The 18887-nt window shown below is 70.4% G+C and carries 17 protein-coding genes and 1 pseudogene; 12 read left to right on the top strand and 6 right to left on the bottom strand.

Translation table 11 applies throughout. The annotated features are described in order from the left end of the window. Window positions 1-642 precede the first annotated feature (642 nt). Both AB1460_RS08335 and AB1460_RS08340 read right to left on the bottom strand, forming a co-directional pair. On the bottom strand, window positions 643-852 hold the full coding sequence (locus AB1460_RS08335) for a hypothetical protein (RefSeq protein WP_368960070.1): 210 nt from the start codon (window positions 850-852) through the stop codon (window positions 643-645). A gap of 334 nt (window positions 853-1186) precedes the next feature. After that, on the bottom strand, window positions 1187-2638 hold the full coding sequence (locus AB1460_RS08340; RefSeq protein WP_368960071.1) for an aldehyde dehydrogenase: 1452 nt from the start codon (window positions 2636-2638) through the stop codon (window positions 1187-1189). Window positions 2639-3640: 1002 nt separating this feature from the next. On the opposite strand from AB1460_RS08340, the gene AB1460_RS08345 reads away from it, so the two are divergent. Next, a complete protein-coding gene (locus tag AB1460_RS08345) occupies window positions 3641-4519 on the top strand; it encodes an HpcH/HpaI aldolase/citrate lyase family protein (protein WP_368960098.1) in 879 nt (292 codons plus the stop codon). A gap of 285 nt (window positions 4520-4804) precedes the next feature. Continuing rightward, complete coding sequence (locus AB1460_RS08350) at window positions 4805-5575, top strand: SDR family NAD(P)-dependent oxidoreductase (RefSeq protein ID WP_368960100.1); 771 nt, start codon at window positions 4805-4807, stop codon at window positions 5573-5575. A 57-nt stretch (window positions 5576-5632) separates the two neighbouring features. Here the strand turns inward: AB1460_RS08350 and AB1460_RS08355 are convergent, their stop codons facing one another. Then, complete coding sequence (locus AB1460_RS08355; protein WP_368960073.1) at window positions 5633-6610, bottom strand: TIGR03621 family F420-dependent LLM class oxidoreductase; 978 nt, start codon at window positions 6608-6610, stop codon at window positions 5633-5635. 298 nt (window positions 6611-6908) lie between these two features. Here AB1460_RS08355 and AB1460_RS08360 point away from each other — a divergent pair, with 298 nt between their 5' ends. The 6 genes from AB1460_RS08360 to AB1460_RS08385 all read left to right on the top strand — a co-directional run bounded on the left by AB1460_RS08360 (window position 6909) and on the right by AB1460_RS08385 (window position 12713). Beyond that, complete coding sequence (locus AB1460_RS08360) at window positions 6909-8099, top strand: CaiB/BaiF CoA transferase family protein (protein ID WP_071085327.1); 1191 nt, start codon at window positions 6909-6911, stop codon at window positions 8097-8099. Between the two features lie 80 nt (window positions 8100-8179). Then, complete coding sequence (locus tag AB1460_RS08365) at window positions 8180-9475, top strand: aromatic ring-hydroxylating oxygenase subunit alpha (protein ID WP_368960074.1); 1296 nt, start codon at window positions 8180-8182, stop codon at window positions 9473-9475. Between the two features lie 14 nt (window positions 9476-9489). Beyond that, entirely contained in the window at window positions 9490-9834 is a 345-nt protein-coding gene (locus AB1460_RS08370) for a hypothetical protein (RefSeq protein ID WP_018637117.1), read from the top strand. 15 nt (window positions 9835-9849) lie between these two features. Then, window positions 9850-10683 (top strand): TauD/TfdA dioxygenase family protein, encoded by an 834-nt coding sequence (locus AB1460_RS08375; protein ID WP_368960076.1) that lies wholly within the window; start codon window positions 9850-9852, stop codon window positions 10681-10683. Between the two features lie 106 nt (window positions 10684-10789). Then, window positions 10790-11542, top strand: a complete 753-nt coding sequence (locus tag AB1460_RS08380) for an SDR family NAD(P)-dependent oxidoreductase (protein WP_368960077.1) — start codon at window positions 10790-10792, stop codon at window positions 11540-11542. A gap of 124 nt (window positions 11543-11666) precedes the next feature. Beyond that, window positions 11667-12713: a phosphotransferase family protein gene (locus AB1460_RS08385; protein ID WP_368960079.1), complete on the top strand. Its 1047-nt coding sequence runs from the start codon at window positions 11667-11669 to the stop codon at window positions 12711-12713. 41 nt (window positions 12714-12754) lie between these two features. Here the strand turns inward: AB1460_RS08385 and AB1460_RS08390 are convergent, their stop codons facing one another. Then, on the bottom strand, window positions 12755-13798 hold the full coding sequence (locus tag AB1460_RS08390) for a WD40 repeat domain-containing protein (protein ID WP_368960102.1): 1044 nt from the start codon (window positions 13796-13798) through the stop codon (window positions 12755-12757). Further along, entirely contained in the window at window positions 13683-14414 is a 732-nt protein-coding gene (locus AB1460_RS08395; RefSeq protein ID WP_368960081.1) for a toll/interleukin-1 receptor domain-containing protein, read from the bottom strand. The genes AB1460_RS08390 and AB1460_RS08395 overlap by 116 nt, the downstream gene beginning before the upstream one ends. Window positions 14415-14905: 491 nt before the next feature. Between AB1460_RS08395 and AB1460_RS08400 the strand changes: the two genes are divergently transcribed. From AB1460_RS08400 to AB1460_RS08415, 4 genes are all read left to right on the top strand, one after another. After that, entirely contained in the window at window positions 14906-15109 is a 204-nt protein-coding gene (locus AB1460_RS08400) for a DUF397 domain-containing protein (RefSeq protein ID WP_368960082.1), read from the top strand. Between the two features lie 350 nt (window positions 15110-15459). Next, window positions 15460-16329, top strand: a complete 870-nt coding sequence (locus tag AB1460_RS08405; RefSeq protein WP_368960084.1) for a helix-turn-helix domain-containing protein — start codon at window positions 15460-15462, stop codon at window positions 16327-16329. Between the two features lie 159 nt (window positions 16330-16488). Further along, window positions 16489-16800 (top strand): hypothetical protein, encoded by a 312-nt coding sequence (locus AB1460_RS08410; RefSeq protein ID WP_368960085.1) that lies wholly within the window; start codon window positions 16489-16491, stop codon window positions 16798-16800. 955 nt (window positions 16801-17755) lie between these two features. Further along, on the top strand, window positions 17756-18529 hold the full coding sequence (locus AB1460_RS08415) for an enoyl-CoA hydratase/isomerase family protein (protein ID WP_368960087.1): 774 nt from the start codon (window positions 17756-17758) through the stop codon (window positions 18527-18529). Between the two features lie 232 nt (window positions 18530-18761). On the opposite strand, the pseudogene AB1460_RS08420 reads toward AB1460_RS08415, so the two are convergent. Next, window positions 18762-18887, bottom strand: a pseudogene (locus tag AB1460_RS08420) (acyl-CoA dehydrogenase); the annotation flags it as partial.

The raw sequence follows: 18887 nt of genomic DNA on the forward strand, positions 1-18887 counted from the left end.
AACGATTGTCGACCACCGCCGACCGAGAGGGGGGCACCATGCCCAGCCGTCCACGCCGGCCGCCACCGGCCCATCGGCGTCCCGCGGCGCGGCCGGCCAGGGCGGCGGGGAACACGGCACCGGCGCGGCCACCGGCCCGGCCGGGCCCACGCCGGAGGGGCACGACGAGGCCGCTCCGGATGTCTCTTACCGACGCCGCTGTCGCTATCAGGACGCCTGCGACATGTTCCGGCCTTCAGGAAATTCTTCGTAGAATGAGAGCCAATAGACAGGGAAAACTCGGGCCGTTCGACGGGCACCGGCAGCGACATGCGGCTCGTCCGGAGCATTCCGTCGATCACGGCAGCCGGCCGGCGCCGGCCGGAGCGAAGGCCCCGCGGCGCCCGGGCCACCCAGCACCTACGGGTGGCCCGGGCGGCGTAGCTCCGGTCACACAGGCGCTGCGGCAGCGAAGAGATCGTGGTGTTACCCGAACGCACCAATGGGCAAGCTGTATTGTCCCAAACACTTAGCGTGACGCGGCGAACCTCACCATGACGACCGCCGCGAAACTAGGCATTGTTGGAGTTAAGCGAAATCGAGAAAGGTGATGCAGTGCATTCTGTGACCTCTCCCACGGGCCCCCTCCAGGCGAAGAGCAGGTTAACCGGGGACGTCCCGCGCCAGCCTCAACGCAGGTACCGGGACAAGCTGACCCGCGCCGACCGCAACGTCCTCGCCGTCCGCGACGCCCTCGCCCGGGCCGACCGGCCGGTGCGCGCACGAGTCCTCGCGCTGGACCTGGGTCTGCCCCCCGCCGAAGTCACCGCTGGTCTGCGCCGGCTCCAGGACCTCGGCGCCGCCTCCTCGCACGCCCGCCGTTGGGTTGCCGTCGACACATCGTCCGCACCCACCCCCTGACGGCGACGGGCCCACGGCCAGTGGGCCGCGGCACTCCGCATCCGCGGTAGCCGTAGTCGCAGTACCTACGCAGTACGCAGTCCGCAGTGCGGCAGCGCCGCCCACCCGGGCTGGCGCGGCAACCGTGCCGTGAAACCGTGCTGTGACGTCGTCGCGACCGGTCACGCGACACGTCTGCACCCCGCGCCTCGACATGCGGCGCGTCACCACCCTGGGACCAGCGCCTGCCCGGGGGCCCTACAGCGGCCCCGAGGCAGGCGGGTCCCAGCCGTGCGCCGGCCGCCGGTCAGGACGCCGGCGCCACCGAGATCGACTTCACGTCGAGGTAGCTCTCGATGCCCTCGCGGCCCAGCTCACGCCCGATGCCACTGGCCTTCACCCCACCGAACGGCGCGTTCGGGTCCATGCTGTACGCCTGGTTGACGCCGAAGGTCCCGCTGCGGACCCGGCGGGCGACGGCGAGGCCCCGCTCGACGTCCGACGTCCACACCGACCCGGACAGGCCGTACTCGGTGTCATCGGCGACCCGGATGGCCTCGGCGTCGTCGCTGTACGGCAGTACCGTCAGCACCGGCCCGAAGATCTCCTCCTGGGCGATGCGCATGCCGCTGTCGACGTCCGCGAAGACCGTCGGACGCACGTACCAGCCGCTGTCCACTCCGGCCGGCAGGTCGCTACCGCCGGTGACCAGCCGCGCACCCTCCTTCTGGCCCACCTCGATGTAGCTCCGCACCCGCTCCTGCTGCCGGCGGGCGACCAGCGGGCCGACCTTCGTCGCCGGGTCGGTCGGGTCGCCGACCGGAAGCGACTCGACCATCGCCACCAGCGCGTCCAGGTACTCGTCGTAGCGCGAGCGGGGAACGAGGATGCGGGTCTGGGCCACACAGGCCTGCCCGCTGTTCATCAGTCCGGCGATCTCCACACCGGCGGCGACCGCGGCCGGGTCGGCGTCGTCGAGCACCACGGCGGCGGACTTGCCGCCGAGCTCCAGGCTGACGCGCTTGAGGTTCGATCCGCAGGAGGCCGCGACCAGCCGCCCGGCCGCGGTGGACCCGGTGAACGAGACCTTGTCAACGCCCGGGTGCGCGACGAGGTACTCGCCGAGATCCCGGTCGCCGGGCAGCACGCTCACGACGCCCGGCGGCAGCCCGGCCTCACCGAGGAGATCCGCCAGCGCGTAGGCGTCGAGCGGCGTCTCCGGCGACGGCTTGAGGATCACCGAGCAGCCGGCGAGCAGTGCCGGTACCAGCTTCCCGACGGTCAGGAACAGCGGCATGTTCCACGGGACGATGGCGGCGACGACCCCGATGGGCTCCTTGCGCAGGAGGATGTCCTGGCCGTAGAAGCCCTTCCGCGGCTCCTCCCAGGGGAGGTTGACGGCGATGTCGGCGAAGGCGCCCATCATCAACATCGGCAGCGTGACGTGTGACAGCTTCGCGAACGAGATCGGCGCGCCCATCTCGGCGGTGATCAGTTCGGCGAGCTCCTTGCGGCGCGGCTTGACCAGCGCGGCCAGGCGACGGATGACCTCGGCGCGCTCGGCCGGGTCGAGGCGCGGCCAGGGTCCCTCGTCGAAGGCCTGGCGCGCCGCCGCCACGGCCCGGTCGACGTCCTCCCTGCCGGCCGCGGCGATGCGGGCGATGACCTGTTCGCTGTGCGGAGAGACGACCTCGATCGTGGCCGTGCCGCTCGGCGCGACCCATTCGCCCCCGATGAACAGATGTTCTTGCTGCTGCATGAGTCCCTCCGGACACGGCCCGCGGTAGTGATCAGTCAAATATGTGCAACACACTCAGACAGGGAGACGATCCCGCGCGCGGCTGCCACCCGCCACCGGCCCGCTACGACCACCGGCCTGCCGGCCGGCCAGCCAGCCGCGCCGCCCGCGCCGCCCGCACCGGCAGCGCCGTTCGCGCCGCCCGCGACCAGGCCGGGTTCCTCCGCCGCCGACAGGCAGGCTCACGTGCCGGAGCCGCCCCAGACCACCGCCGGCGCGGCGGCGGCGGCCCGTGCCCCGGCGCCGCCGACAGTTGCGGTTGTCATGCGACAACACTAACGTTGGCATCTAAATCGAACAACCGAATCCACAGCCCGCTACCGTGCCGAGGGAAAGTGATCCACTGGGAGCATATTCGGCCGTGCGCTCGCCGGCGGGCGTCATCATCCTGACCTCCGCCGGCTGCCCGGCCCGGCACCGGACCCAAGATCGCACGGAGAAATCGTCCTCAGGACTGGCCGGCCCGGCCAAATCCTGCCCGGGCCGGTGCGCACCCGTCGCGGATTCCCCGCCGGGCGTGCACCGTTCGGCCACCTCCCGGCGGGAAGGCCCGCGCCTGAGGGAGCCAGGGCGGGATCGTATTCCTCGGACCGCCGGGCCCGCGCCTGTGGTCGTCCCCGGGAACCTTCGTCGACATTCGCGGCGCGGCGCGGCGCCGCGCGGCTGAACACACCCCGGGGAACCGCTCTCCCCGGGATCAGCCGGCCTCGTTCCGGCGAGATCACGCGGGCGACGGGAAGACATTGACGCGGCTCATGGCGCGTTCTCGGAAGACTCGGTCCCAGACCGGGGAAGTATCAGGCTCCGGCCACCTGCCCGGCCGGCGCAGGACTCAGGGAGGCAGTTGTGTCAGCGCAGAGTGTGGACGTTCCCGGCCTGGCGGAGGCCGCATCTGACAATTCACCGCCCATCCGTTCCACGGCTGGAGCGAAATCTGCCGGGCCGCGCGCGCGCCGGTCCGAGCTGGCAACTCCGGCCAGCAGCGAGCGCATGTGCGAGAAAGCCGCCTCGTCGGGCGCCGACCTGGTTTTCCTCGACCTGGAGGACGCCTGCGCGCCCGCCGCCAAGGAGGCCGCGCGCGGCATCGCCGTCCGCGCTCTGACCGGTCACGACTGGGGGCGGACGGTCCGCGCCGTCCGCGTCAACGGGCTGGACACGCCCTGGTGCCACGACGACATCATCGAGATCGTGACGGGTGCCCGCGAGGCCGTCGACGTGCTGATCGTGCCCAAGGCGCGGTCGGCCCGTGACGTCTGGTGGGTGGACGTGCTGCTCACGCAGCTGGAGCACAAGCTCGGGCTGACCCGGAGAATCGCGCTGGAGGTCCTCATCGAGGAGGCGGAGGGCCTGTCCAACGCCGCCGAGATCGCCCGGGCGAGCAACCGCCTCGAGGCGATCATCTTCGGCGCCGGCGACCTCTCCGCATCGCTGAAGGCCCGGGTGGACGGCAACTTCGATCCGGTCAGCGAGTACCCCGGCGACTTCTGGCACTTCGCCCGCGTGCAGGTGCTGGCTGCGGCGCGCGGCGCGGGCATCGACGCGATCGACGCGCCGTACCCGGCGTACCAGGACGTCGACGGCTACCGCCGCTCGGCCACCCACGCGAGCCTGCTCGGGTTCGACGGCAAGTGGGCCATCCATCCGGGCCAGGTGCCCATCGCCAACGAGGTGTTCGCGCCGACGGAGCAGGAGGTCGCCGAGGCCCACGAGGCGGTGGCGATCTACCGGGCCTCCGAGGCCGAGGGCGTGGGGGCGATCGGCCGGGACGGCCGCCTGGTCGACGCGGCACACATGCGGCTGGCCGCGAACGTTCTGTACAAGGCGTCACTGGCCGGCGCCTGAGCCGGCGGCAGGCGCCCACGAGTCGGGTCCGGTCGGCCGGTCGGCCGGTCGGCCGACCGGCCGGACCCGCGCGTGCGCACGCGGGCGCACGCGGATTGCCGTGGACCCACCTGGCGGTGCCGCGGCACCGCCGCACCGCCGGAAAAGCGCAGGAGAATATCCGCGCGCGGCCCCGACGGCCTTTCGCACGGTTTTCGTTCTTCGTCATCCGGCCCGCGCTGACCGTGAACCGGCCCCGCCGCCGGACGCTTTTACCCCGGACGACCGATGTGTAGTATGACCTGCATGGTCGAGCAGATTCCGGATTCATTTCCCGCGCGACGCCTGGACGGGAAGGTCGCGGTGGTAACCGGCGCCGGCTCCGGCATAGGCCGAGCCACCGCCCTTTTGTTCGGTCGGGAGGGCGCCCGGGTCGTGTGCGCCGACATCAGCGGCCGCGAGAAGGAGACGGCGGCCGCGATTGGTGACGGCGCGGTCGCGGTGCATGCCGACGTGTCACTCGCCGCGGACGCGAAGAATATGATCGAAACCGCCGAGCGCGAGTTCGGGCGGCTCGACGTGCTCTTCAACAACGCTGGCTTCGGCGGGCCGCCCAACCCCCTGGCAGACATCGAGGAGGAGACCTTCGACCTGGTGGTCGCCGTCAACCTCAAGGGTGTCTTCCTCGGGATGAAGTACGGAATAGCGGCGATGCTGCGGCACGGCGGCGGTTCGGTCATCAACACCGCGTCGGCTGCGGGGCTGGTCGGCTGGAAGGGTAAGGCCGGGTATTCTGCCGCGAAGGGCGGAGTCATTCAGCTCACCAAGTCGGCCGCTCTGGACTATGCCGAGAGCGGTATACGGGTCAATGCGATCTGCCCGGGCATGACCTGGACTGGCCTGGCGAACGCGGACGACGACTCCGAGCCGCCGTCCGGCAAGAACCTGCCCCAGCCGATGCGTCGCTGGGGCCGGCCGCAGGAGCTGGCGGCGGCGGCGCTGTTCCTCGCCAGCGACGAGGCCTCGTTCATCACGGGGGCGGCCATCCCGGTCGACGGCGGTTACGTCGCCCGCTGAGCTCCGGCCGGCCGGGCTGCCGGCAGGCGGCCCGGAGACCGGGCCGCCTGCCGGCACTCACCGCCCCGCCAGGCGTTCGACGACGGGGGCGAAACTGTCGATCTCCGACTGCTGGACGCTGACATAGTTCACCCCGAACTGTGTGCGCCGTTCCTGGAGCCGGTCGACGATCTCCTCCACGGACCCGACCAGCACGTTCGGATGCCGCATCAGGCCCGCGGCCTCTACCTGCATGGTGGCCGCGACACGGCCGACCGCCGTCTCGATCTCCTCGGCGTCCTTGGTGATCTTGGTGAAGAACGGCGAGCTCTCGATGTCGAGGTGGGCGAAGCGCTCACCCGCGGCCTCCCGGACGTACCCGGTCCGGCGCTCCGCCTCCTGGGCGGGAGTAAGGCCGTCCTCGTTCACGGGGACGAAGGGGACGTTCGAGATGCTCACGATGTCAGCCTCGCGCCCGGCCAGGGACAGCACCCGCCGCTTGCCACCCCCGATCATGATCGGGGGGTGCGGCTTCTGCACGGGCAGCGGCAGCCCCGCGTAGCCGGTGACGTTGACGAACTCGCCCTGCTGGTCGATGTCCTCCCCGGACCAGTGGGCCTTGAACAGCGCGATCGCCTCGGTGAGCTTGCGGATCCGCTGCCCGGGCGACTCGAAGGGCACCCCCATCGCCCGGTACTCGGGCGCGCTCCAGCCGGCGCCGATACCGAACTCCAGCCGCCCGTCGGACAGCAGGTCGATCGTCGCCGCCTCCTTCGCCAGGACGGCGGGGGCGTGGTAGTCGACACAGAAGACACGGCAGCCGACGCGCAGCGTCGTGGTGTGGGCAGCCGCGGTGGCCATGGCCGCGATCGGTGCCAGGTACTGCGGTGGCCAGCGGGCCTCCTGCTGCGCGGGGCCACGCCCCAGGTAGTGGTCGGCGAGGAAAAGGGTGGAGAAGCCCAGGTCCTCGACGCGACGGGAGAGGTCGCGCCACTCGGCCGCCGACCTCGCCTTCGTCGCCTGGACAGCGAAGCGGAAGGGTCGCTCGATCGTCACCGGCGGAGAATAACATGCGCGTCCGACTATAGGACGACCTGCTATATGTGGTAGCGTCATTTCCGGTGAGGAAGATCGTGGTTCTCATCCGCCCCGCCGAAGGGACAGGCTCATGATCGAGCAGACACGGTTCAGCGTGCCCCAAGACCAGCACGCCGACCACCGGTTCGAGTTAGATGCCGGCGGCACCCCGCCGGCGCCGTGCCCCAGCGGCGGCGCCAGGGGCCCGGTGTCGGCGCCCTGGTCGGCCTGAGAATCGGCTCACTGTCGAACCACGGACCAACCGGGAGCTGACAGCATGCACGCACTCCAGGGCGTCAGAGTCCTTGACCTGGGCACCTACCTGGCCGGGCCGTTCTGCGCCACGGTCCTGGGCGAGTTCGGGGCCGACATCATCAAGGTCGAGCGCCCCGACACCGGCGACAACCTGCGCCGCTTCGGCACCGAGACGGACTGTGGGGACACCCTGGTCTGGCTCAGCGAGAGCCGTAACAAGCGGTCGGTGACGCTGAACCTCGCCGACCCGCGCGGCCTGGAGCTCCTGCGGGAGCTCATCACGACGGCCGACGTCGTCATCGAGAACTTCCGCCCGGGTGTCCTGGAGCGCTGGGGGCTGGGCCCCGAGGCGATCCAGGAGCTGAACCCGCGCGCGATCCTGCTGCGGGTCTCGGCGTACGGGCAGTCGGGGCCGAACCGCGACCTCCCCGGCTTCGCGCGGATCGCGCACGCCTTCTCCGGCCTGGCCTACCTGGCCGGCGAGCCCGGTGGCACCCCGGTCACCCCCGGCTCCACCTCGCTGGCGGACTACATGACCGGCCTCTACGGGGTCATCGGTGTGCTGATGGCGCTGCGAGCCAGAGAGAGCACCGGCCGCGGCCAGGTGGTCGACCTCGCGCTGTACGAGACGATCTTCCGTGCGCTGGACGAGATCGCGCCCGCCTACCAGCAGTTCGGCTTCGTCCGGGAGCGGATGGGCGCCGACACCGTCAACGTGCTCCCGCACAGCCACTACCGCGCGAAGGACGACCGCTGGGTCGCGATCGCCTGCTCCAACGACGACATGTTCGCCCGGCTGACCCGCGCCATGGAGCGCCCGGAGCTGGCGGACGCCGACCAGCTCGGCCCGAAGGCGAACCGGCTCGCGGCCCGCGACCTCGTCAACGCGCTGGTCGGCGAATGGGTCGGCTCGCTGCCCTGCGAGGAGGTGCTCGCCCGCTGCCGGGCGGCCCAGGTTCCGGCGGGGCAGCTCTACTCCATCGCCGACATCTTCGACGATCCGCAGTACCGGCACCGGGAGACGATCACCGTCGAGGACTCCCGGATCGGTCCGCTGGCCGTCCCCAACGTGATCCCCGCGCTCTCCGACACTCCGGGGGAGATCCGCTGGCTCGGGCCCGAGCTCGGCGCGCACACCGACGACGTGCTTGGCGACCTGCTCAAGCGGGCACCGGAGGAGATCGCGCGGCTGCGTGCCGACGGGGTGATCTGACAGGCGTCCGGACCGCCCGGGCGGGGTGGATCCCGCCGGCGGTGTGAACGAACCACATTCTGTGAAAGGGGTTGGGGCCGATGGCCATCCAGGAACGACTTTCGACCGGCAGAGGCAAGTACACGCCGGATTATCCGAACCTCGGTACCGGTCCGGTCAGCTACGAGGACTCGATCTCCGAAGAGTTCTTCCAGGCCGAACGCGAGGCGATCTTCAAGCGGACCTGGCTGAAGGTCGGCCGCATGGAGCAGCTGCCTCGCAACGGCACCTTCTTCACCCGCGAGTTCGTGGGCCTCGGATCCATCGTGATCACCCGGCACACCGACGGCGAGGTGTACGCGCTGCACAACGTCTGCGCGCACCGCGGCAACAAGGTCGTCTGGCAGGAGCACCCCACCCACGAGACCGCCGGCACCTCCCGGCAGTTCGCCTGCAAGTACCACGGCTGGCGTTACGGGCTCGACGGCAAGTGCACCTACGTGACCAAGCGCAACGAGTTCTTCGAGTCGCTCCCGGACGACGAGCTCGCCATGCCGCAGCTGCGCTGCGAGGTCTTCGCCGGCTTCATCTTCGTGAACTTCTCCCAGGACGCCCCGCCGCTGCGCCAGTTCCTCGGTGAGAAGCTGGCCACCGAGCTGGAGAGCTGGCCGTACGAGAAGTTCACCAACCACTGGTCCTTCCGGACGAAGGTCAAGGGCAACTGGAAGATCGGTATCGACGCGCTGCTGGAGTGGTACCACCCGGCCTACGTCCACGGCCGGTTCCTCAACACCAACGTCGCCGAGGCGGAGAAGCTCGTCCCGCCGATGGACTCGTACCACTACGACCTGTTCACCCCGCACATGCTCACCTCGGTGCCCGGCCCGCCCCTGCTGAAGAAGAAGACGGGCTCGGTCGGCCCCGCGAAGCGGGACATGAACTGGGTCTACCGGCTGTTCCGCGCCGGCCTGTTCGGCCCGGACGACATCCGTGAGGACGTCGGCCACCTGACGCCGGACCGCAACCCGGGCCAGGTCCAGTCCTGGAGCAACGACCAGTACTGGCTGTTCCCGAACCTGTCGATCCAGCTGTGGGGCCGCGGGTACTACATCACGTACCAGTACATCCCGGAGACGGTGGGCACCCACGCCTACGAGGTCGACATCTACTTCCCGGAGCCGAAGAACGCTTCCGAGCGCCTCGCGCAGGAGCTCGTCGTCGACAGCACCATCGAGTTCGCGATGCAGGACACGAACACGGTGGAGGCCACCTGGTCTCAGCTCAACAACCGCGCACTGCAGACCTTCCACCTGTCCGACATGGAACTGATGATCCGCCAGTTCCACAAGGTCGTCCAGGACGCCGTCGCGGCGCACCAGTCCGGCAGCGAGAAGTAGAGGAAGCCGAGCTCATGACCACCACCGTGGAGACATCCCTGCCGGAGCAGTTCAGCTCCCTCGAGGTCTGGGTCGCCGACTGGGCACTGGCGACCCGGGTCGAGCGCTACGAGAAGCGGCTGTCGAAGACCATCGACGAGCTGCAGGAGTTCTACGACGCGATCGCGCCGCTCGCCGAGGACGCGATGGCCTACCTCGACACCCAGGACGTGAACGACCTGTCCGAACAGGACACCCGGTTGTTGCACCTGCTCTACTCGATGATCATGGTGTCGTACCCGGTGAACATCTTCAAGCAGCCGCGGATCCCGGACTCGGGCGCCGCGTTCTTCGACACCGCCGTCGAACCGGCCCTCTGAAGAAGGCGAACTGCCATGGGCGCCACCACAAAGAAGATCACTCCGAACACCGGCACGGAGTTCAGCGGGCTGACCGGCAGCCAGCTCGTCGACAAGGGCGTCGCTGACGACACCCTCGCGGCGCTGGAGGAGACCGGCGTCGTCGTCTTCCGGGAGGCCGGCATCGACGACGAGAGCCTGGTGGCCTTCGCCAAGCTGCTCGGCAACGCCCTGCCGCTCCCGATGGGCAGCCACAAGTACAAGGAGATCCAGCGGATCACTCGTGACGCGTCGCAGAGCAAGCTGGCGGCGTATCGCGAGGCCACGTTCTACTGGCACATCGACGGGACCACCGGCCCGGTGCCGGACAAGGCCACCCTGCTCACCGCGCGCCAGGTGTCGGACGACGGCGAGGGCGACACCGAGTTCGCCAACACCTACGCCGCCTACGAGGCGCTGCCCGCCGAGGAGAAGGCGCAGCTGGAAGGCGTGCGTGCCCTGCACAGCTTCACCGCCTCCCAGCTGGTGGCCAACCCCGATCCCACGCCGGAGGAACGGGCGGCCTGGGATCGCAACCCGACCCGCGAGCAGCCGGTCGTGTGGACCCGTGGCAACGGCCGCAGGTCGCTGCTCGTGGGGTCGACGGCGGGCGAGGTCGTCGGTCTGCCCGCCGACGAGGGCCGGGCACTGCTCGACCGGCTCCTGGCCTGGGCGACCCAGCCGCAGTTCGTCCTTCGGCACCGCTGGCGCCAGGGCGACCTGGTGATCTGGGACAACACCGGCATGTTGCACCGAGCCCTCCCTTACGGACCGACGTCCACCAGGTTGATGCACCGCGCATCGCTGGCGGGCGAGGAGGCAGTCGCGTAACTCTGTTCGCCTGATGTGAGAGCGTGTGAACCGTCTGACGGTTCGCGCGCTCTCACATCGCCGACCGATCACCAGCGACGCAGCTACCACAGGGAGGTTCGGGACAGTGACCGAACGGCGCACGGCAGTCGTCACCGGAGGTGGATCGGGCATCGGGCGCGCGATCAGTCTCCGTCTCGCCGAGGACGGGTTCGCCACCGCCGTCCTCGACCTGAACGAGGAGGCGGCGAAGAACGTCGCCGAGGAGGCCCGGCAGAAGGGGCACGAGGCCACCGCCTTCAAGGTCGACGTCTCCGACCGCGCCTCGGTGAACGCCGCGCTCGACCAGGTACGGAGCACCTACGGCCCCGTCCTGGTGCTCGTGAACAACGCCGGGATCACCGGCTTCAAGGAGTTCATGAAGATCACCGACGCGGTCTGGGACCGGATCGTCGCGGTGAACCTCAACGGGCCGTTCTACTGCACCCAGGCCGCGGTGCCGGACATGATCGAGGCAGGCTGGGGCCGGATCGTCAACATCTCGTCGTCCAGCGCCCAGTCCGGGCAGCAGTACATGGTCCACTACGTGTCGACCAAGGCGGGTCTGGTCGGCTTCACCAAGTCGCTCGCGCTGGAGCTCGGGCCCAAGGGGATCACGGTCAACACGATCCCGCCGGGCTTCGTCGACACCCCCATGCTGCGGGCGTCCGAGGAGCGCGGCCTGCTCGGCGGCACCGTCGAGCACCACGCCGACCTCACCCCCGTGCGGCGCCCCGGCCGGCCCGAGGACATCGCCAACGCCGCGTCCTTCCTCATCTCCGAGGAGGCCGGGTACATCACCGGCCAGGTGATCGGCGTCAACGGCGGCCGCAACACCTGAGTCGCCGACGCGCCACCGGCGGGGCGGTTCCGGGACTCCCGGGGCCGCCCCGTCCGAGCGGCAGGCACCACTTCGGTCCAGTGCCGTGACCGGCACAGGGTGGCTCGCGGGAGGCAGGTCGCAGATGGACGTCCACGAAACGGCACCGGCTCCGCTCGGCATCGCGGTCCAGGAGGTGGACCGCTGGTTCGGCGAGCACGTCACGAGCGCCGCCCCACCGTTGAGTTACGACCGTGTCACCGGTGGCCACTCCTGCCTGACGTACATCGCGACCGACGCCGACGGCACCCGGTTCGTGCTGCGCCGGCCGCCGGTCGGCGCGCTGCTGGCCACCGCCCACGACGTCACCCGCGAAGCCCGGATCATGGCCGCGCTCGCGGACACGGACGTCCCCCTTCCCCGCGTGCTCGGAGTGTGCGAGGACCCCGAGGTCACCGGCGCCCACTTCTACGTGATGAGCCACGTCGACGGCCTCGTGGTACGCGACGCGGCCGACGCCGACCAGCTCCTCCCGTCACCGGCAGCCCGCCGTCGGACGGGGTACGCCCTGGTCGACGCGCTCGCCGCCCTGCACGCGATCGACATCGACACGGTCGGCCTGGGCACCCTGGCCCGCCGCGAGGGCTACCTCGACCGCCAGCTCCGCCGCTGGTCGGCGCAGTGGGACGCCTGCGGGCTGGGCGACCTCGGCGGCATCACGAGGCTGCACGACTGGCTGGTCGCGAACCGCCCCGCCGACTCCGCGCCCCGCATCGTGCACGGCGACTACCGGCTCGGCAACGCGCTGCTCGGCTCGGACGGGGAGCTGCGCGCGATCCTGGACTGGGAGCTGTGCACGCTCGGTGACCCGCTCGCGGACGTCGCCTACCTGCTGCGCACCTGGTCGGCGACGGATGCCCGGACCGGCGGGGAGCAGCTGCCCTCCGCGCTCGACGGCTTCGCCTCCACCGACGAGCTGGCCGCCCGCTACGCCGAGCGCTCCGGCCAGCCGGTCGGGCAGCTCGACTACTGGCTCGCGTTCACCGCCTGGCGCGCCGCCGGGATCCTCGCCGGCGTCTACCGCCGCTACGCCGACGGCAAGATGGGCGACCCGCCCGACGACCTGCCGTCGTTCCTGGTGGAGGTCGAGGCCCGCGTCCAGCAGGGCCGCGGCTTCGCCAGCCTCGACTGACCAGCGTTCAGCGTCCTCCCGGCTGGCGTGCCCCGTCAGGGTCAGGTGTCCTCCAGGACGATCCGGTAGAGCCGAACGCGGCCGTCGGCGCAGCCGAGGGCGAGCAGGTATGGATGGCCTGCCCCTTCGCCAGCCCGCAGCTGGACAGCCGGTGGCCGGGGCGCGAACGCCGCCGCGAGCACGCGCCCTCCGACGCCATGGTGCGCGACGGCGAGAGACGGCACGTCCCCACGGCGAAGATCCCATACCCGCACGACGTCACCGTCGCCGCCGGCGACGAGCAGCGTTCCGTCGGGGGAGAACGCGACAGTCCGAACTCGCCGGCCCCCGTGGTCCGCTCGGGCCACGCAGACTGGTCCGGCCGGGTTCTCCACATCCCACAGCCGTACCGTCCCGTCGTCACTGCCGGTAGCCAGCCTCGATCCGTCCGGAGAGTAGGCCACAGCCCATACACCGTCGTCGTGGTCGGTCAGCAGATGCGCCGGGCGGGTGGCCGACCCGTCGGAGGGCCAGAGACTCACCGTCCCGTCCGCTGATCCGCAGGCGAGCACGGGATGGCATGGGGAGAAGGCCAGCGCGCCTGCCGGCCGGTCCCCGATCAGCAGCCGTGTGGACTCACCGGCGTCAACGGACCGGGCAGCCGCGGCGGGCCTGGCCGGCGCGACCGAGCCCGGTGCCGGCCGGACGTCCCGCCGGTACCGCGCGACGGGACGCAGGCACACCCGGCCGCTGTCGTCAGCCGTCGCGAGCAGGCCCGTGCGGGGATCAAACGCCATCGCCCACACGGGCTCCCCGTGCTCGTCCATCACCTCGGCATCGCCCGGGACCGTGGCGTGTCGGATGTCGCGGGCAACCACGACGCCGTCCTCGCCCGCGGTCATCAGCAGGCTGTCGCGAGGCGCGCACGCCACCGCCCGCACCCATCCCCGGTGGTCGTTCAGCCGCAGGATGTCCCTGGTCCGGGACAGATCAGCGACGTCCCACAGGCGTGTGGACCCGTCGTCGGCGCCGGTCGCGAGGATCTCGCCGCCCGACACAAAGGCCAGCGCGGCCACCCAGACCGAGCGGGAGGCTCTGCTGAGCATGTTCCCGTGCGACAGCACGCCCACCTCCGCCAGGCATACCCGGCCCGCCCGACCCCCGCGGCGTTCCCCGTGGGCTCGCCGGGAGCGCCGCGCCCACGGGGAACGCCGCGGGGGTCGGGGCCGGGTATCGAACAGCCGACGGGAAACTCGGCGCCTCCGCCGGTTTGGCACGCCCCACCCGCAGGGCCGCCAGCGCCGCCAGCAGGCGATCCCCGGCCTCCCGCTCGCCCAGACCGACCAGGTCGACGGCCGTGATCGTCCTCAGCAGGCCCGTCGCGGAGCAGCTCGCGATGCGGACGGGAACGAGCCGGCGGACTATGCCCGCTGGGTCCTCGTACGCCGCGGCCGACCATTCCCAGCTGCTCGTGGGAGAGGCGAGATAGTCCGGCGAAAGCAGCGCGATCACCCGGTCGGCCCGGCGCATGAAATCCTGCACGAGTTGCGGTTGATGGGTACCGGCGACGCTGTCCCACGCCTGGATCAGGACCTGGTATCCGTCCCCCTCCAGGGTCCACGCGATCCACTCGGCCCACGCGCCGTCGCTCGTGGCGTGGGAGAGGAAGAAATCAGCTTCGGTGCGCACACGCGCGGCGGGCGCCCGGTCCGCACCGGTCATGCTCCGATCGTGGCACCGCGCGGGCCCTGGCATCGCGACCAACGGCGGTGTGCGGGCCGAAACCTGGCACGCCCACCGGCCCCTCGGCGCCTCCTGCGCCGTTCCGGCGCCATCCGCCCGGCCCGCTTGCCCTCCCAGCTGCCGGTAGGCCGGCCGGCCAGGCACGGTCTGCCGATCAGGCCGCATGCCACGACCAGCCGCACCGCACCGTACGACCTGCGACATGGCCCGGAGCACCGCGCAGACGGCCAGGGAACCGTTCGCTGGAATGCATTCCGGCGACGCCTGAAAGCCAGAGAACATGGCGACACACATCATTTAATGACTCAACGAGGAGATTAATTTCCTTCCTTTCCGGTGGCCCGCAAACGGGGCGATGGGTACTCTTGACCTGCCCGTCGGCGAATTCCTCCCTGTGTTCCCCGTACCTGCGTGTTATCCGCGCGCCGGGCCTGGGAGACGTCGAGACATGCTTGCGGCAGGAGGTCGAGATGACAGTGGACGATGCGCCGGAGCCAGCCTGGTACAAGAGCTCGGCAAGCGGCAAGGAAAATTGCGTGGAGGTGGCGCGCCGCTCGGCGTTCGTACTGGTCCGGGACTCGAAGAACCGGGACGGCGCCGTCCTGCGCTTCACCGCCCAGGAGTGGGTGGCGTTCCTGGAGGGAGTCCGGGGAGGCGAGTTCGACCTCGAGTGACATCCCGAGCGGCCCGCCTGTACGGCCCCGCGGCGGGCCATACAGGCCACCGGTCGCTCGACACCGTGAGCCCGCCTCATGGCCGAGCCCGCCTCATGGCCGACGGTCAGAAGCATCCCGCATCGTCCGCAACGCACCGGGCTGACCGAGAAGGGCAGACGGCGGGCTCGCTGTCCGCGGCCCGACAACTTGGCAGGCGCGCGCTGCCCGGTGCCGTCCGTAGCGGCCCGTTTCGACCGATCGCATCGCGACGGCAGGCGTCTCGTGGCGCGCATTGCGGTGCCCCGCATCTTGCCATGTGGCACAGTGGCGTACGACCATGGAACTGAATCGGATGGAGGAACGGCCATATGGCGGGCGCAGTGGAACCAGCGATCCAGCGCAGACGCCTGCGCACGGAGCTCCGCCGCGCCCGACAGTCCGCCGGCCTCACCCAGCGCGACGCGGCCCAGTCACTGGACTGGTCTCCGTCGAAGGTGATCCGCATCGAGAGCGGCGCCGTCGGCATCACCCCGGTGGATCTGCGGGCACTCCTCGCGCTCTACGGGGTCGCCGACCAGGAGCGGACCGAGCAACTGGTCGAGATGGCGCGGTCCAGCCGCAAGCCGGGCTGGAGCAGCTACCGCTCGGTCCTGAGCCGAGAGTTCCTTCTCTACCTCGACTACGAGTCCTCGGCGGCGGCGATCCGGCAGGCGGAGCCGCTCCTGGTTCCCGGCCTGCTCCAGATCGAGGAGTACGCGCGCGCGATCCTTCTGCAGACCTACCAGACGGAGCCCTCCGGGGTGGACCAGCGCTGGGAGGTCCGCGAGGAGCGCCAAGCGCTGTTCGAGCGGGACCCCAAGCCCGAGATGACGTTCGTGCTCGACGAGGCCGCCCTGCGGCGCTGGGTCGGCGGCGCGGGCGTGATGCGGCGGCAGCTCGCGCACCTGCGCTCGCTTGCCGAGTCCGGCGCCGCCGACATCAGGTACCTGCCGTTTCGGATCGGCGCCCACCAGTGCATGCGCGGCCCGTTCACCGTTCTCGAGTTCCAGGACGCGGATGACGACGACGTCCTGTACCTGGAGAACGCGCGCGGGGATGTTTTCCAGCGTGATGACCCGGAGTTCACGGCGCCGTACAAGGAGACGTTCATCGAGCTGCAGGACATCGCGGTCGGCGGCGCGGAGTTCATCGGGGCAATCGATCAGATGATCAGCGAGATGTCCGGGGGGGATCGGTGAGCGCCGGGAGCCGTCCGGCGTCGTCGGCTTCGTTCGCATTGTCCGCATGACGGGATAGAGGTTTGATGGACGGTAGGCGGGTCCACTCGCCGGAGACCCTCACCGTCCTCCCAGCACCCGCTTTTTGCTTTCCGTCAAGCCCGGCGGGTCAGGTGCGTCATGTCCACCGATGAGCTGGGTGGAGCTGCCGGCCCGGAGCCCAGGCCTGAGCGCCCGACCGGACATTTCGAACAGATCATCGGTCTGATCAGTGACATCATCGCCGACTGGGGTCGCACGCTGCGGGTGGTCCTCCTGCTCAGCGTCCCGTTAGCCTCGGTCATCGCCGCCGTGTACGGCATCGCCCGGCTCGCCGTCGATCCGCACCAGTGGTGGAAGGCGGTCGCCTGCGTGATCGGCGTCTACGTACTGGCCCAGGCGGGGCGTCTCCTCGCGAGGCGGATCGGCAAGACGGGGCCACGGCGGCGATGAACGCCGGATCACAGCCCCCGCTGGCGCCCGAGACGGTGCAGGGCCGTCTCCGCGAACGCGGCGGCCACCACCATGCACACCGCCGCGGCCAGAACCGCGAGCGAAACGCTGAGAGCGCTCGGGAAAATCTCTCCGGAGAGTGAGTTCACGAGGGAGCCGACTCCGAAGGAGGCAAGCCCCGTGACGGTGCTGTACGCAAGCAGGGCCCGCTCACGCAATAGTCTGGAGGAAAAACGACGGAAGGCCGTAGAAGTTCCAGGCGATCCGCCGGACTCCACACCGTCACCCCGCTCCGCGCACCCATTCTGACTCACCGGATCTCCGTGCATGCTACCGCGTGACCGCATTACAGGCTCGCCCTAGACGTTTCTCCCGGCGTAGCGCTCTGTTGACGCACCGGTGGAGTCCGGGCTGGGGCAGGTGCCCGGACCAGTGTCTCCACCGGGGTCCACTGGCGAGGCCCGAGGCGCGCCGGAGTGACTCCGGGGCCTTCGGCGGTCCGCCCCACCTCCCGCCCGATCGCTCCCCTTCTCGGGCCAGGCCTGCCGCCCGGCCCGGTCGAGCACCGCGACGGGCCGCCCGCCTCGCAGCCGCCTCGCAGCCGCCTCGCGGACCCCGTCGGGTCGCCCCAGCCCCGCGCAGGTGCCCGAAACCGATCAGCCTGGCGCGGGGTGACAGGAATACGCATTCCGCGGGCGCAGCTTTCGTCCGGGCAGTTCACGCAAGGAATGGACCGAGGACACGGCGCACGGATGCACACATGAACCGCCGGGTCAAGTATCGCATTGACCGTCGCGAGGTATTGTCTGTCACCAGAACTTGATTCACCCTGCGCGAGAATGTAGTTTGCAGAGGTTGAGGACGAGAAGATGCGGTCCCGGATCGCCGGGGGCCATGCACCGGGGCCGGCCCGCCGACGACATCGCTACCCGGATCATCGGATTGGACGTATGACGTGTACGACATGCCGGAGGAGATCGAGGTCCGCGCCGAAGGTCCGCTGCGGATCATCGCGCTGAACCGACCCGACGACCTGAACGCCGTCAACCATGATCTGCACAACGGGCTGGCGAAGCTCTGGCCGCGGCTCAACGACGACCGCGAGGTGCGCGCCGTGGTGCTGACCGGCAACGGCAGGGCGTTCTCCGCGGGCGGCGACTTCGAGTACCTGAACGTGCTGCTCAACGACCCGGAGCTGCGGGCGCAGTCGATCGCGCACGGCCGGGAGATCGTCCTCAACATGGTGCGTTGCCGGGTGCCGGTGGTCGCGGCGGTGAACGGCCCCGCTGTCGGGCTCGGGTGCAGTCTGGTCGCCCTCAGCGACATCGTGTACATCGGCGAGAAGGCATTCCTCTCCGACCCGCACATCCAGGTCGGTCTGGTGGCTGCTGACGGCGGCCCGCTCACCTGGCCGCTGCACACCAGCCTGCACTGGGCCAAGGAGTACGCGCTCACCAGTGCGCGGATCTCCGCGGAGCGCGCCGTGGAGATGGGCCTGGCCAACCATGTCGCCGCCGACCCGCTTTCCGAGGCGATCGCCTGCGCCAAGCGCGTCGCCGAACTTCCGCGGCAGGCCGTGGAAAGCACCAAGCGGCTGCTCAACATTCATCTGGAACGTGCGGTGCTCGCCACTCTCGACTACGCCACGAACGCCGAGGAGCAGTCGTTCCAGACCGACGACTTCGCGTCCATTGTCGCGCGGCTCACCGCCAAGGCGCAGAAGAGCTGATCTGACGGCTCGCCGGCGCTCCGGCCCGGTCCCTGCCCCGGGACCGGGCCGGTCCCGTCACCGGACCCGGCGGGCCGAGGCCACCGGCCACTCCCCTGGCCCCGGCCACCGACGCACCGGCGGTTCCGCGGCACCGGCACCGCAACGCCGCACCGCCGCGAACAGCGGCGCGGGAGGCAGACCGCCGCCTGGCGTCGGAGGCCGAGACCGAGATGGGCTCTACGTCGCAGTCTCAGAGGTTGATGAGGCGGGGGGCGTGGTGGTGGGTGCGGATGTGGGTGCCGGCCTGGCGGGTGAGGTCGCGGGTGCTGCCGAGGAGTCCGTCGAGGGTGAGGGCGCGGCGGAGGTGGTGGTGGAA

Origin of the sequence: Parafrankia sp. FMc2, from assembly GCF_041008525.1 — a bacterium.
In the GTDB taxonomy this organism is placed as follows: Bacteria; Actinomycetota; Actinomycetes; order Frankiales; family Frankiaceae; genus Parafrankia.